Source organism: Amycolatopsis sp. DSM 110486 (assembly GCF_019468465.1).
Classification (GTDB): Bacteria; Actinomycetota; Actinomycetes; order Mycobacteriales; family Pseudonocardiaceae; genus Amycolatopsis.
Map to the genome: position 1 here is coordinate 1372268 of NZ_CP080519.1, position 14185 is coordinate 1386452.

Annotated in this window: 16 protein-coding genes; 3 read left to right on the plus strand and 13 right to left on the minus strand. The window is 71.5% G+C overall.

The annotated features are described in order from the left end of the window. Positions 1-29: 29 nt before the first annotated feature. Genes K1T34_RS06700 through K1T34_RS06735 form a run of 8 tightly spaced genes read right to left on the minus strand, consistent with a single transcriptional unit; the run spans position 30 to position 7032 of the window. Positions 30-1394, minus strand: a complete 1365-nt coding sequence (locus tag K1T34_RS06700; protein ID WP_220243418.1) for an FAD-binding protein — start codon at positions 1392-1394, stop codon at positions 30-32. Further along, complete coding sequence (locus tag K1T34_RS06705; RefSeq protein ID WP_220243419.1) at positions 1391-2026, minus strand: aspartate/glutamate racemase family protein; 636 nt, start codon at positions 2024-2026, stop codon at positions 1391-1393. The genes K1T34_RS06700 and K1T34_RS06705 overlap by 4 nt, the downstream gene beginning before the upstream one ends. Continuing rightward, positions 2026-3381 (minus strand): MmgE/PrpD family protein, encoded by a 1356-nt coding sequence (locus K1T34_RS06710; RefSeq protein ID WP_255638356.1) that lies wholly within the window; start codon positions 3379-3381, stop codon positions 2026-2028. The genes K1T34_RS06705 and K1T34_RS06710 overlap by 1 nt, the downstream gene beginning before the upstream one ends. Beyond that, positions 3378-4079, minus strand: a complete 702-nt coding sequence (locus K1T34_RS06715) for an ABC transporter ATP-binding protein (RefSeq protein ID WP_220243420.1) — start codon at positions 4077-4079, stop codon at positions 3378-3380. Before K1T34_RS06715 ends, K1T34_RS06710 begins: the two co-directional genes overlap by 4 nt. Then, positions 4066-4800, minus strand: coding sequence for an ABC transporter ATP-binding protein (locus K1T34_RS06720; protein WP_255638357.1), 735 nt, complete (start codon positions 4798-4800; stop codon positions 4066-4068). Before K1T34_RS06720 ends, K1T34_RS06715 begins: the two co-directional genes overlap by 14 nt. Next, the gene (locus K1T34_RS06725) at positions 4797-5843 is read right to left on the minus strand and encodes a branched-chain amino acid ABC transporter permease (RefSeq protein WP_220243422.1); all 1047 of its coding nucleotides are present in this window, start codon (positions 5841-5843) and stop codon (positions 4797-4799) included. The genes K1T34_RS06720 and K1T34_RS06725 overlap by 4 nt, the downstream gene beginning before the upstream one ends. Beyond that, entirely contained in the window at positions 5840-6856 is a 1017-nt protein-coding gene (locus tag K1T34_RS06730) for a branched-chain amino acid ABC transporter permease (protein WP_255638358.1), read from the minus strand. Before K1T34_RS06730 ends, K1T34_RS06725 begins: the two co-directional genes overlap by 4 nt. After that, a complete protein-coding gene (locus tag K1T34_RS06735; RefSeq protein WP_220247895.1) occupies positions 6853-7032 on the minus strand; it encodes a hypothetical protein in 180 nt (59 codons plus the stop codon). Before K1T34_RS06735 ends, K1T34_RS06730 begins: the two co-directional genes overlap by 4 nt. Here K1T34_RS06735 and K1T34_RS06740 point away from each other — a divergent pair. Further along, complete coding sequence (locus tag K1T34_RS06740; protein ID WP_255638359.1) at positions 7031-7756, plus strand: MmgE/PrpD family protein; 726 nt, start codon at positions 7031-7033, stop codon at positions 7754-7756. The two genes, K1T34_RS06735 and K1T34_RS06740, sit on opposite strands and share 2 nt — an antisense overlap. A gap of 64 nt (positions 7757-7820) precedes the next feature. On the opposite strand, the gene K1T34_RS06745 is transcribed toward K1T34_RS06740, so the two are convergent. Then, positions 7821-8762 (minus strand): GlxA family transcriptional regulator, encoded by a 942-nt coding sequence (locus K1T34_RS06745; protein ID WP_220243423.1) that lies wholly within the window; start codon positions 8760-8762, stop codon positions 7821-7823. A gap of 93 nt (positions 8763-8855) precedes the next feature. Here K1T34_RS06745 and K1T34_RS06750 point away from each other — a divergent pair, with 93 nt between their 5' ends. Together K1T34_RS06750 and K1T34_RS06755 are read left to right on the plus strand one after the other, a co-directional pair. Next, positions 8856-10460: a DUF885 domain-containing protein gene (locus K1T34_RS06750; RefSeq protein ID WP_220243424.1), complete on the plus strand. Its 1605-nt coding sequence runs from the start codon at positions 8856-8858 to the stop codon at positions 10458-10460. 25 nt (positions 10461-10485) lie between these two features. After that, positions 10486-11820, plus strand: coding sequence for a carboxylesterase/lipase family protein (locus K1T34_RS06755; RefSeq protein ID WP_255638360.1), 1335 nt, complete (start codon positions 10486-10488; stop codon positions 11818-11820). 5 nt (positions 11821-11825) lie between these two features. On the opposite strand, the gene K1T34_RS06760 is transcribed toward K1T34_RS06755, so the two are convergent. The 4 genes from K1T34_RS06760 to nthB form a co-directional block, all read right to left on the minus strand. Beyond that, positions 11826-12284 carry a MarR family winged helix-turn-helix transcriptional regulator gene (locus tag K1T34_RS06760; protein WP_220243426.1) on the minus strand — a complete coding sequence of 153 codons (459 nt, stop codon included), beginning with the start codon at positions 12282-12284 and terminating at the stop codon, positions 11826-11828. Between the two features lie 76 nt (positions 12285-12360). Next, positions 12361-12693: a nitrile hydratase accessory protein gene (locus K1T34_RS06765; RefSeq protein WP_220243427.1), complete on the minus strand. Its 333-nt coding sequence runs from the start codon at positions 12691-12693 to the stop codon at positions 12361-12363. Between the two features lie 8 nt (positions 12694-12701). Next, the gene (nthA, locus tag K1T34_RS06770) at positions 12702-13322 is read right to left on the minus strand and encodes a nitrile hydratase subunit alpha (protein ID WP_220243428.1); all 621 of its coding nucleotides are present in this window, start codon (positions 13320-13322) and stop codon (positions 12702-12704) included. Continuing rightward, complete coding sequence (gene nthB, locus K1T34_RS06775) at positions 13319-14083, minus strand: nitrile hydratase subunit beta (protein ID WP_220243429.1); 765 nt, start codon at positions 14081-14083, stop codon at positions 13319-13321. The genes nthA and nthB overlap by 4 nt, the downstream gene beginning before the upstream one ends. Between the last annotated feature and the right edge of the window lie 102 nt (positions 14084-14185).

Genomic DNA, 14185 nt, shown 5'->3' on the forward strand with positions numbered 1-14185 from the left:
TTCTCCTCCGCTTGCGATGTAAGGGAAAGTCAGTGGTGACGGCGGGCGACGTCGCTCGCGGCCAGGTAGGCGAGGCCGAACGCGGGCAGCAGCCCGTTGCCCGGCAGGTAACCCGCGGCGCCGTGGCCGGAGATGCTCGCGGCCGCGCCGCCGGCGGCGTAGAGGCCAGGGATGCGTTGCCCGGAAGCGTCCACAACGGCCGCGTTCTCGTCGACCATCAGGCCGCCCTGGGTGTGGAACAACGCGGGCACCACGCGGACCGCGGCGTAGCGGCCGGAAAGCGGGCGTTCCCAGTTGGTGCGGCCGAACTCGTCGGGCCGCTCGCCCCGGGCGATCGCGGCGACACGAGACAGCTCGTCGGCCAGCGCCTCCGCCGGAAGCCCCGTCACGGCAGCCAGGCCGGCAGCGTCGTCGGCCCACACCAGCGCACCCGAGGCGACGGTGTCCTTGAAGTCCTGGAACGGCTGGCACTGCTCGAAAATCGTCTCGTCCAGCACGATCCAGCCGGTCGAACCTTCACGCGCGGCGAGCTCCGCGGCGTACTCCGAATAGCCGCGCGTCTCGTCGCCGAAGCGGCGGCCGCCGAGGTCGACGAGGAATGCGCCGTGGATGACCGTCGCCCAGCCCACGAGCGTGCCGGCGTTGGCCGCGACCGCGCCGTGGCCCTGGTACGCGTCGAGGAACCCGGTTGCGGCGCCCAGCTTCTCGCCGATGCGCAACGCGTCGCCCAGCGACTGGTCACTGCCCTGGTACAGCGCGCCCGCGATCTCCGGCAGGTGCCGGGCCACGAGGTCCTTGTCGGCGCCGAAGCCGTTGGTGGCCAGCAGCACCGCGCGCGTCGGGATCTCTTCCTCGGTCCCGTCCGGGTAACGCACCACGACCGCGCGCACACCGCCGGAATCGGACAGCACGTCGATCAGCTTGCCCGGCACCAGCAGCTCGATGTTCTCGTGCTCGGTGACGCGCCGGGCCAGGTGGTCGATCACGCCCGAACCGTGGCGGCCGGGGATCGAGTGGCAGCGCGTGACAGCGTGGCCGGGGTAGTTGAAGTCCGTCACCAAAGAAAGCGGCAACCCCGCCGAATCGGCGAGCCACTCGACGAGCGGTGCGCTCACCGAAGCGAGTGTCCGCGCCAGTCGCGGGTCGGCCTGCCCCTTCGTCTTCGCCATGATGTCGGCGACGAACTGCTCCGGCGAGTCCGCAACCCCCGCCGAAGCCTGCCAACGCGAACCCGCGCCGGGGAACATCGCCGTGGACATCGAGGTGTTGTTGCCCCGCCGGAAGTGCTCGCTCGCCTCGACGACGAGCACGCTCAGTCCCAGCTCGGCCGCCCGCAGCGCGCCCGCGAGCCCGCCACCGGCGCCGGCGACGACGAGGTCCGGTCCGTCGCTCACCGCACCCCCTCGACGGCCAGCAGCCGCATGGCCAGCTCCGTCGGGTCGACGATCCGCGCCGGCAGGTCGGCCGGCTCGACGTCGACCGCCGAGCAGCCGTTGATCACCGCCGTCGCGCCCAGCTCGGCCAGCTCGCGCACTGCCGAGCCCAGCGCCGCGTTCCACACCTCGGTCTCGGCGATCGCGGAGAACGGCAGGTCGAGCACGCGGATGCCGGCGAGGTACTCGTCGAGCCCGTACGCGGCGATCCGGCTGGCGAACTCGTCCTTGATCGCCTCGTTGCGCACCACGGCGCCGAACCGCACGCCCTTGCCCGCCAGGTGGGTCGCCGACAGCTTGAGGATGCCGTGCACCGGCAGTGCCGGGTCGGAGACGGCGTCGGGCACCGACGGGTCGAGCACGCAGTCCGGGAACGCGAGGTCGAAGCCGTCGGCGGCGGCCTTGAGCAGCGCGGCGACTTCCCGCTCCGAGTCGCGCATCGACCCGGCGGTGTCCAAAGTGGCCGGTGCGGTCGGGCCCACGTTGCGCAGCTCGATCTCCACGCCCGGCGGCGCGAGGCGGTCGTAGCGGGCCTGGCGCCGGGCGACCTCGTCGGGCGGCAGGTGGATGGGCGTCACCGCGAGGGCACGCATCAGTTCAGCTCCTTCTCGTCGGTCCCGGCCAGTTCGCGCAGCGCCGCGCCGACGCGGGGCAGGCCGGGCAGGTCGTGGCCCAGGGCGGCGGCCCGGTCCACGAGTTCGGGCTGCCGTGGCAGCCACGTCTTCAGCAGGCCGAGCACGTCCGGCTCGGTCAGCGGGTGGTGGTCGGCGTCACCGACCGGGTTGGGCACCTCGCTTGTGAGCGTGGCGCCGTCGTCGAAGCACACCTGCACGCGGGTCGCGCGCTCGTCGGGCAGGCGCGCGGTGAGGTCGGGCGCCTCGACGAGCCGCACGCGCCGCGCCAGCGCACGCACACCGGCGTCGTCGACGGCCGAACCCGGCCCGACCTCGCCGGTGAGCGCGGCCGTGGCCACCACGAACGGCGTGGAGAACATCGCCGAGAGCCGGTTCGACCAGTCCACTCCGGACAGTCCGGCGCCCAGCACGTGGCTCTCCACCACGATCTTCGTGATGCCTTCCGACCGGAACCGCGCATCAGAACGCAGCTCCAGCACGGCGTCGGCCGCCGGATGCGTGAAGGAACAGGACGCGTGCCGCTTGAAGTAGCCGCGCGTGATGTCCCACCGCGAGCCGAGTTCGGTGGTGAGCTCGGCCGCGTCGAACGACCCCAGCACCGTCCCCAGCGAGAGCGCGGCCGTGCCCGTCGTGCGCGCCATGCCCGCCGCCGCCATCCGCACGGCGGCGAGCCCGGACATCGCCGAGGCGCCCAGCCACGCGTTACGCACCGGGTTGCCCTGTGTCGCCGAGTCGAAGTGCCCGGCGATGGCCATCCCGGCCGCGGTGTCGATCGCCGCCGCGGCCGCGCCGGGCGCGAGGCCCAGCAGGCGCGCGCAGCCGGCCGCGGCGCCGGGCACGCCCCAGCTGCCGTGCGGGTGCGCGCCCGGGCGCAACGAGGTGGCCCGGCCGAAGCGCGACGCCACCTCGTACGCGGTCAGCAGCGCCGCCGCCGTGTCGGCGCCGGTGCTGTCCAGCTCGGCCGCGAGCGCGAGCACCGCGGGGAAGCCGTGGGCCGCAGGGTGACCCTTGGCGTACTTGTTGCCTTCGTCGAGCTCGAGCGACACGAGCGCCATCGCGTTGAGCCAGGCGGCGGCGTCCGTGGACACCCGCCGCCCGGCCCCGATCAACGGCGCAGGACCGTCCGGTGCCCGCCATGCGGCAGCCAGGGCTCGCTGTTCGGGCAGCGTTGCCCCGACCGCCGTCACGCCGATGACGTCGAGCAGCACCAGGGCGAGCCGGTCCAGCACGGCGGCCGGCACGGCCGTGACGTCCACTTCGGACACCCACCCGCCGAGAGCCGCGGTCGCCTCGGTGGCCTGTTCCGTTTTCACAGTCCCAAGTACGCCTTCCTGACCCGGCTGTCGTCCGCGAGCTCGGCGCCCGTGCCCGCCAGCACGGTCGACCCGCTCTCCAGAACGTACGCCCGGTCGGCGATGGCCAGCGCCTGCTTGGCGTTCTGCTCCACCAGCAGCACCGCCACGCCGGTGTCGCGGATCTGCTGCACGGCTTCCAGCATCGTCCACGTGAGCTTCGGCGACAGGCCGGTCGAGGGCTCGTCGAGCATCAGCAGCCGCGGCCCGGCCATCAGCGCCCGCGCGATCGCGAGCAGCTGCTGCTGCCCGCCGCTGAACGTCTGCGCGACCGTCGAACGGCGCTCGGCGAGCACCGGGAACAGGTCGTAGACCTCCTTCAGCGACTTCGTGGCCTGTGCCGCCGTGCGCGTCCACGCGCCCATGCGGAGGTTCTCCTCCACGGTGAGCGTGCCGAACAGCGCGCGGTCCTCGGGCACGTGCACGAGACGCTCGCGCACGAGCTGGTCGGGCCGCCGGCCCGCGGTCGGCTCGCCGTCGAGCGTGATCGTGCCCGACATCGGTTTCAGCTGGCCGCAGATGCTGCGCAGCGTCGTGGTCTTGCCGGCACCGTTCGCCCCGACGAGGGCCACGATCTCGCCCTCGGCCAGCTCCAGGTCCACGTCGTGGAGGATCCGCATGCGCCCGTAACCGGCGCAGACCTTGTCAAGCTTCAGCACGGGTCGGCTCCTCCCCGAGGTAGGCGTCGATCACCCGGGGGTCGCTGGTGACCTCTTCGGGCGACCCGACGGCGAGCAAGCGGCCCTGGTCGAGCACGAGCACGCGGTCGGCCAGCCGCATCACGGCGGCCATGATGTGCTCGATGAACACCAGCGTCACGCCTTCCTGCTCGCGCAGCGTGGCGAGCAGGTCGAGCACGGGTTCGCGCTCGGCGGGCACGAGCCCGGCGAGCACCTCGTCGAGCAGCAGCACCTTGGGCCGCATCGCGAGCGTGCGGGCCAGCTCCAGGCGCTTGAGCCCCGCCGTCGGCAGGTCCGGTGCCGCGCGGTGCGCCCACGGCCCGAGCCCCACGCGTTCGACGACGTCGAGCGAGTGTTTCCGCAGGTCTTTCGCCGCGAAGCGGTGGTGCTGCGCCGCCAGGCTCACGTTCTCCAGCACGGTCATGCTGGAGAACGGCCGCATCAGCTGGAACGTGCGCACCATGCCGGCCCGCGCGATCCGGTCCGGCGAGCGGCCCGTCACGTCGGCGCCCGCGAGGTGCACGCGGCCGGCGTCGGGCGTCAGCGCGCCCGACACCACGTTGAACAGCGTGGTCTTGCCCGCGCCGTTGGGCCCGATGATGCCGAGGATCTCGCCCTCGGCCACCTCGAAGTCCACATCGGACAGCGCGTGCAGCCCGCGGAAGGACTTGCCGACGCCCTTGACCTGAACCAAGTTCATCGCCGCCACCTCGTTACCAGAGTTCCGACGATGCCCTTCGGCAGCAACCGCACGATGAGGATCAGCAGCACGGCGTAGAGCACCACGTCGAGCCCGCTGCGGCCCTGCAGGAACCCGAGGAACCCGGGTGGGGTGCGCAGCAACGTCGCCGTGACGTCGGTGAGCGAGCCGACGATGATCGCGCCCACCACCGGGCCCCAGATCGTGCCGATGCCGCCGATCACCACGGGCACGATCGCCTGGATCGAGATCGCGGAACCGAACCCGAGATCGGGGTTCACGAACAGGTAGTACTGCGTGTAGAAGGCACCGGCCACGGCCGTGATCGCCGCCGAGAGCGCCACCGTCATCAGCTTGTGCCGCATCACGGGCGCCCCGAGCGACGACGCCGCCAGCTCGTCGTCACGGATCGCGGTGACGTACCGGCCTGCGCGCGAGTGCAGGAACCCGATGCTGACAGCGACCGCGGCCCCGGCCAGCACGAGCGCCACCCAGAAGTACGCGGGTGAGTCGGCCGGGAACTGGATCTTCCACAGCGACGAGCCCTGGATCAGCGGCACGCTGAAGCCCACCGACTTGTTGGCGAACGCGCTGCTGGTCACGATGAGCCGCAGCATCTCCGCGAACGCGAAGGTCGCCAGCGCGAAGTACGCGCCCTGCAGCTTGTAGCGGAACGAGAAGTACCCGATGAGCACGGCGACCGCGGCGGCCACCGCCATCCCGGCCAGCATCCCGATCCAAGGCGACACGTTCTGCTTCACCAGCAGGTACGCGCTGGTGTAGGCCCCGAGCCCGAAGTACGCGGCGTGGCCGAAGCTGAACATCCCGCCGAAGCCGCTCATGATGTTCCAGCCCACGGCCATGAGCAGGAAGATCAGGATGCGCACGGCGACCGCGCCCTGAGCTGCCGGCAGGATCAGCGGCAGCGGGATCGCGATGAGCACGAGCAGCGCGAGGATCGCGTACTGCCGGTTCTGCGGACGCAGCGGCGGTGCCTTGACCTTCTCTTTCGATGCCGGCGCCGCGATGGTGATGGTGCTCATGCTCGCCTCCCGAACAGGCCCTGCGGACGGAGGAACAGCACCAGCACGAACACCACGAACACGCCGAGCAGGGAGCTCTGGCCGCCGAGGTAGATCGTGGTGAGCTGCTCGACCAGCCCGATCAGCAGGCCGCCGACGAGCGCGCCGACGACGTTGCCCATTCCGCCGAGCACCACCACCACGAACGCGGTGATGTTGAACTGCTCGCCGAGCGTGGGCGTCACCGTGACGAGCGGTCCCGCCAGTGCCGCGGCGGCACCGGCGCAGGCCGTGCCGATCGCGAAGGTGACGGTGTGGATCCGCTTCACGTTGATGCCGACGAGCTCCGCGCCCGGGCCGTGGGCGGCGACCGCGCGGATCGCCGTGCCGAGCCGGGTGCGGCGCAGCAGCCAGAACAGCACCGCCCCGAGCAGGATCGCGCCGAGGAACGCGTACAGCCGCGAACCCGCGACGATCGCGCCCAGCAAGGAGAACTGGAAGTCGCCAGGCAATGCGATGCTCCTGGGCTCGGCGCCGAAGAACATCAGCAGCAGGTTCTCCAGCAGCAGCGAGAGCCCGAGCGTGATGAGCAGCTGGTTCTCCAGCGTCTTGCCCGCGGAACCCGACAGCAGCCCGCGGTGCACGGCGGCGCCGATGAGGAACAACGCCGGGACCGCGACGATGAGCGTGAGGTAGGGGTGCATGCCGGTGCCGGCCACCATGCCGAAGGAGATGAACATCGCGACGGCCAGCAGTGCGCCGTGGGCGAAGTTGACGATGTCGAGCACGCCGAAGATCAGCGTCAGCCCCATCGCGATCAGGCCGTAGAGCCCGCCGGTGAGGATGCCGGTGACCACCGACTGCCACACCACCAGGCCGCTGCCCGACTGCAGGAGCGCGACGACGATCGCGACCACGAGCACGACGGCGACCACGCCGGCACGCCCGAGGAAAGCCTTGCGCTGCTTGGCTTTGGTGTCGTCCGGAGGGGAGAATTCGGGGGCGAGTGTCGCCCCGGGGGAGAGTTCGCTCATGGCCGCCAGTTCACCGTGTAGTCGGGCCGGGATTCGGCTTTGTCCGGGGGGAAGACCTGCTTGACCTGACCGTCCTGGACCTGCATCAGGACGGGGAACGCGTTGCGGTTGTCGCCGTTGGCGGCGAAGGAGATCGGCCCGTGGCCCACGGTCAGGGGAGCGACCGCGGCCGGCATGGCACGCCACGGCATCACCGGCCCGCCGACCGTGCTGGAGGGCCGGTTCGGCTTCCTGCAGGCGTTCTGTGGAGACCAGGCCCACGTCGACGAGATCGTGACCGGGCTCGGCACCGACTGGGAGCTGCCCGGGATCTTCTTCAAACCGTATCCCTGCAACCACTTCACGCACGCGGGCATCGACGCCGCACGCCGGCTGCGGACCCGGGGCGTGGATCCGGCTTCGATAACCAGTCTGGAGCTCGGCGCTCCGACCGCCGTGCTGCGCACCATCGGCGAGCCGCGCGAGGACAAGATCCACCCGAAGTCGGGTTACCACGCGGCGTTCTCCGGCCCGTACACGGTCGCGGCGGCGTTCCTCGGCGGCGGCGGGCTGGGCGTGTTCCACGAGGACTTCACCGACTCCGCGGCGGCTGATCCCGCGCGGCTCGCGTTGGCGGCGAAGGTGACGTGCGTGCCGGACTCGCGGTGCGACGAGATCTTCCCGCACCAGTTCCCCGCCGTCCTGCGTGCGCGGCTGACCGACGGGACCGAAGTGGAGGAACGCGTGGACGTGAACCGCGGCGGGCCGGACAATCCGCTGTCGGCCGAGGAGCTGGCCACGAAGTTCCGTCTCAACGCCACGCGGGTGGTCTCCGCTGAGACAGCCGATCGGATCACGGAGCTGACCTACGGGCTGGCGGGCCTGGGCGACCTCTCCGAGCTGACCGGGCTGCTGCACTGATCCCCCGGCCGGGCGCGGCGGTTGCCGTCGCGTCCGGCCGGTTTCCAGTGTCCAAGGGCGGTGCTCAGCGCCGCTGGAAACTGCCGCGGTAGGCCTGCGGGCTGGTGCCCACGATGCGTTTGAAGCGGTCGCGGAACGACGTCGGCGAGCCGAAGCCGACCTGACCCGCGATGCGGTCGACGCCGTGGTCGGTGGCTTCCAGCAGGTGCTGCGCCTGGCGGATGCGGGCGCGCAGCAGCCACTGCAGCGGGCTGGTGCCGGTCTGTTCGCGGAAGCGGCGGTTGAGCGTGCGGCTGCTCATGCCGGCGTGGGCGGCGATGTCGTCGAGGGTGAGGTCTTTCGCGCAGTTCTCGTCGAGCCAGCGCAGCACCGGTTCGAGCACCGAGCCACGCGGGGTCGGCGGCTGGTCGTGGACGATGAACTGCGCCTGGCCGCCCTCGCGTTCGAGCGGCATCACGGACAGGCGGGCGGCGTCGGCGGCGACCGCGGAGCCGTGGTCGCGGCGGATGAGGTGCAGGCAGAGGTCGAGGCCCGCGGCGGCGCCGGCCGAGGTGAGGATGGTGCCGTTGTCGACGTAGAGCACTCCCGCGTCGACCTCGATCGCCGGGTAGCGGGCGGCGAGCTGCGGCGCGGCGACCCAGTGTGTGGTGGCGCGCTGCCCGTCGAGCAGGCCGGTGGCGGCGAGGATGAACGCGCCGGAGCAGATGGACGCGATGCGCGTGCCTTTCGCCGCGGCTGCACGCAGGGCATCTACGACGTCGGCAGGCACCTCTTCGAGCTCGTCGCGGCCGGGGACGATGATCGTGTCCGCTTCGGCGAGCGCTTCGAGGCCGTGCCGCGGCCGGATCGTGAAGGCGCCGGCGTCGATCTCCTCGGCCGGACCGCAGACGCGCACCTGGTAGGCGGCCCGGCCGTCGGGCAGGCGCGTGCGGGTGAACACCTCGATGGGCGTGGCCAGGTCGAACGGCACGACCTTGTCCAAGGCGAGGATCACCACGGAGTGCATGGCGGGATCCTAGTGGTCACCGGTGTTCTCGCCAAGCAGTGTGACTTCCCGAAGTTCACACCGGCTTCGCGGCGCGGGTATAGCGTGAGCCGCGTGACGCCGATCTTCCAGCTCTCCGACGAGCACGTGACCGCAGAAGCCGCCCTGGACCCCGTGGCCGCGACGATGCGCGGGATCACCACGCCCGACCCCGCCACGCTCACCGACTTCTCGCCCGACGGTTTCGACGCTCGCGCCGACCAAGCCCGCCGGACGCTCGAGACTCTGGCCACGCTCACGCCCGAGTCGGGCGAGGACCGCATCGGGGGCGCGCACCTGAAGGAACGGCTCGAGGCTCAGCTCGCGTGGCACGACCTCGGCGAGCCGCTGCGCACGGTGAAGGCGCAGTTCGGGGTACTGACTTCCTTGCGCGACACCGTGGACATGCTCCCGCGTACCGGCGACGACGACTGGCACGTGATCGGCGTGCGCCTCGCCGGCGTCGAGACGATGCTGGCGGCCTGGCAGACGTCGCTGCGCGCGGGCCTCGACCGCGGCCTCGTCGCCGCGCGCCGGCAGGCCCTGGAGACGGCGTCGCAGGCCGACCGGTTCGCCGGCGTGCACGAAGCGCTGGTGGAGGCGTACGGCGACGGCCCGCTCGCCCTCGACCTGCGCTCCGCCGCCGACGCCGCCCACCGCGGCTACGCCGAGCTCGCGCGCTTCCTGCGCGAGGACTACGCACCGCGCGCGACCTCTGTCGAAGGCGTCGGCGCCGAACGCTACGCGGCCGGCGCGCGCCTGAGCCTGGGCGCGGACATCGACCTGGCCGAGGCGTACGAGTGGGGCTGGGCCGAGCTGGAGCGCATCGAGCAGGAGCTGGCAGCGGAGGCGGCCCAGGTGCGTCCGGGTGCTTCGGTCGCGGAGGCCATGGCATTGCTCGACGAGAAGTACTTTGTGGACGGTGAACCGGCCTATGTGGACTGGCTGCGCGCCGCCCACGACGGCGCGATGGCCGATGCCGCCGCCCACTTCGACATCCCGGAACCGCTGCGCGCGATCGACGTGACCCTCGCTCACGGTTCGGCCTCGGGCGCGCCGTACTACACGGGCCCCAGCGAGGACGGCGTCCGCCCGGGCCGCACGTGGTGGCCGCTCGGCGGACGTTCGCGCTTCGCCGTGTGGTCGGAGCTGACCACGGTGTTCCACGAGGGCGTGCCGGGCCACCACCTGCAGATCGGCACCGCGAAGCTCGCCGCCGACCGCGTCAGCCGCTTCGCGCGCGTGCACTCCGTCAGCGGTCACGCCGAGGGCTGGGCGCTCTACGCCGAGCGCCTCGCCGACGAACTCGGCTGGTACACCCAGCCCGGCACCCGCCTCGGCATGCTCGCGGGCTCCGCCATGCGCGCCGCCCGCGTCGTCATCGACATCGGCGCGCACCTGGACCTGCCCCTGCCCGACGGGTCGCGCTGGGACTTCGACACGGCCTGCCGCGTGCTCCACGAACGCGGGCTGGCGGCCGAGCACCGCGTCCACCCCGAGGTGGTGCGCTACCTCGGCTGGCCGGGCCAGGCGATCGCGTACAAGCTGGGGGAACGCTCTTGGCTCGCGGCGCGCTCGGAAGCGGCTTCCCGCCCGGACTTCTCGCTGCGGCAATGGCACCACGACGCGCTCGCGGTGGGACCGGTGGGCTTGGCGGCTCTGCAGGACGCGCTGCGCTGATCACCCGGTGGACCCGGTGATCAGCGTGCGCACCAGCTCAGGCAAGGTGCTCGGCCGCCGAGGCGCGCACGGTGTCACGTTCGCCGGGATTCCGTACGCGCCGACGCCGGTCGGGGCACGGCGGTTTGCCGCGCCGGGGCCGCCGCCCAGGTGGGACGGCGTCAGGGGTGCGGCAAGGGCCACCGCGCCGCAGCGGATGCGGCCGTTCGGGCGGGCTGATCTGTCGCCGGTTCTCGGGACGACCACGGCACGAGGCGACTACCTCAGCCTCACCGTCTCCACGCCGGATCCCGGTACGAGGAACCTGCCCGTGCTCGTTTTCCTGCACGGCGGGGGCTTCGCCACCGGGACCGGCCACGCGCCCGTGTACGCCACCGAGGCCTTCCCCCGCGACGGGATCGTGTTGGTGACCGTGAACTACCGGCTCGGCGCGATCGGCTGGCTCGATCTGCCGGACGCGCCGGCCAATCGTGGACTGCTCGACGTGCTGGCCGCTCTCGGGTGGATCAACGAGAACATCGCGAACTTCGGCGGGGATCCCGGGAACGTCACCCTCGGCGGGCAGTCCGCCGGCGCCATGCTCGTGCTGGCGCTGATGACCACGCCCACGGACCTGTTCCGTCGCGGGATCAGCCAGAGCGGTCACGCCCTGTGCTGCTACCCGCCCGAACGCGCCGCGGTCACCACGCGAGCGTTCGGGGCAGCCCTCGGTCGGCCGGCCACGGCCGCCGCGCTGGCGGACCTCAGCGACGAGCGCATCCTCGACCTGACCGGGCACCTCGAGCCGGAGCACGACTTCCTCGACCCGTCGCTCGGCAGCAGCCCCTTCAAACCCGTCCTCGACGGCGAACTCCTGACGCGCCAACCCGCCGACGGCGTCCGCGGCGACGTCGATCTCCTCGCCGGCACCAACGCCGACGAAGCCAACCTCTACTCGATCCCCTTCGCGTTCGACACCACCGAAGCGAGCCTCCGCAAGGGTGCCCGACGACGCTTCCCCGACCCCGAGGCCCGCATCGCTCGGTGCCGGGAAACGCACCCCCACGACAACCCCGAGCAGCTCCTCACCCGGTTGATGACCGACGCCTTCAGAGAAGCCAACGAAAATCTGGGCGAATACACCTACGACTTCCGCTGGCGCTCACCCGCGTTCGACGGCCGCCTCGGCGCGTGTCACTGCGTCGAACTGCCCTTTGTCTTCGACTGCCTGGACCTACCCGGCCTGCGGGGCGAACACGCATTGCTCGGCCCCGGCGAACCACCCGCAGACCTCGCCCGAAGCACCCACAACGCATGGGTTTCCTTCATCGCCCGAGGAGACCCCGGCTGGACCGAGCCCGGCCCACACCGGATCGGCTGACCGCGTCACACAGTGCGTTTGCGCTGATGCTCCACTACATCGAACAGCACGGCCTTGAACTGCGTATAAACTTCACGCCCCAGCCGGCGCGCATGCCGCTCTTGCAAAGCCGTCATGATGCGGCCCGCCGCGCGCATCTCGGCCAGCCCGCGCTCCGTCGGGCAGATCAGCTTCGCGCGGCGGTCGGCGGGGTCCGGGCGGCGCTGGACGTACCCGAGGGCCTCCAGCTCGTCGATCATCGTCCCGATCACCTGTTTGTGCTGCCCCGAAAGGCGCGAAAGCTCGGTTGCCCGGACACCCTCGGTGTCCAGGTAGGCGAGCACGGCGCCGTGGCGCGGGTGGAGGTCGGCGAAGCCCTGGGCGGCCAGGGAGGTGAAGAGCTCGTGCTGCACGGCGAACAGCAGCCGCCCGGCGAGGACGCCCAGGTCGGGGTTCGATTCGTTCTTCTCGGCCCGGCTGACCAACCCTGCCGCCTCCTCCGCGTCGCCCCGGCGAGCCGCTCGCCCGGTGAGGAGGAAGTCTAGGTGAACGCGCTCACCCTCAGTCGCGGTCCTCGGGGTTGACGTACCCCTCTTCGAGCAGGCCGTGGCGCCGGACGACGGTGTCGAGCGCCGTCACCCAGTGCCGGTAGTACTCCCAGCGGCCCTTTTCGTCGTCGGGTGCGGACTGCCACGAGCCGATGGCCGCGATCAGCTCGCGCTGGAAGTCTTCCCACGCGTAGTGGCCGAACTCCGACAGCGCCACCGCCAGGCCGAACGCGCGCCGCTGCCACTCCGCGTCGAACACGGGCTGCTCGAGGTCCGTGGAGCAAGACGAGTGGAACTTGACGTGCCCGGTCTCGTCGTAGTCCAGCGTGCTGATGTCGATCGCCATGCCCGTCCTCACGCCGCCGGGCCCGCGAGGGCCACGCCGATCATCGACTCCGTCGTCACGAGCTCGGCGAGCTGTTCCTCGCTCCAGCCCTCCGTGCCCGAGGGCCGCGCGGGCACCACGAACCACCGCGAGTGCCCGCTCGAATCCCACACGCGCACCTCGGTGTCGTCGTCGAGCTCCACACCCAGCTCGGCCAGCACGACCCGCGGCTCGCGCGCCGCGCGGGAACGGAACACCGGGTCCTTGTACCAGTACGGCGGCAGCCCCAGCACCGGCCACGGGAAGCACGAGCACAGCGAGCAGATCACCAGGTTGTGCACACCGGGCTCGTTGACCACGGCCGCGATGTGCTCGCCCTCGGCGCCGGCCATGCCCTCGGGCAGGTCCAGCTGCGCGATCGCCTTGGGGGTGTCCGTGGCCAGCAGCCGCGCGAACTCCGGGTCGACCCACGCGCGGGCCACGATCTTCTTGCCGTTGAGCGGCGTCATCTCCGACTCGAAGTAGCCGAGTACCTTGTCCACAGTGGACCCGGTGATCACGCCCTTCTCGATCAGGAGCGCCTCGAGCGCCTTCACTTGCGCGGCGCTCGCCTCCTCGCGGTCGTCGGGGTAGGCGAACAGCTCGCTCATCGGTTTCCGTCCCTCGTCGATCCGGCGGACAAGTAGGTCTCGTACAGCTCGGCGTACAGCGGGCCGGCCGCGCGTTCGGTTTCCTCGCCCCACAGCTCCTCGGGCTCGAACCGCACGATGTACACCGACATCGGCTCCCCGAGCCCGTCGCCGCCGGTCGAGACGAAGTACGAGTAGTTGCCCTCGAACACGCGCTCCACCCGGCCACGGTGCCCGCGCAGGTACCCGGGCAGCCGCGTGTGCTCCGTGGCCGGCGGGTTGCGCACCACGACCTCGTCGCCCACCGCGAACGCCGGCGTGGCCGGGCCGCGCCTCGGTGTGTCGCCGCGGCGCAGGTAGTCGAGCACCTGGTCGTCGACGGCTTCGGCGGCGCGGTCCGGCAGCTGCGCCTGCGGCTGCTCGCGGAAGCGCTCCGTGGCGGCGTCCAGCTCCTCCTGCGTCAGGTAACCCTGCTCGACGAGGTACTCGCTGATGCCGCCCAGCCATTTCTCGTAGTAGCGGAACTTGAAGTACTCGAACGGGTGCATCGCCTCCGCGCCCGAACGCAGGTGGGCCCACGTCCACGTGGTGCGGAACGTGGTGGGCACCGCGTCGAGGTCGTAGCCGGCGACGGAGTCGCGCAAGGAGGCGCTCAGGCCCATCATCGCCGCGTGGATGCCGAAGATGCGCTTCTCCCAGTCTTCGACGAACACGCGCTTCTCGTAGTCCAACGGGAAACCCTCGAGGCCTTCGAGACCGCCGAGACCGTGTTGCAGCTTCATCCTGGGCACCGCCTTCGCGTCGACCGAGGAAAAGCTAACACCGGGTAACCGACCGGATGCGGACACGCAGCCCACACATCCGGCCCTTTCCTGTGACCGGGG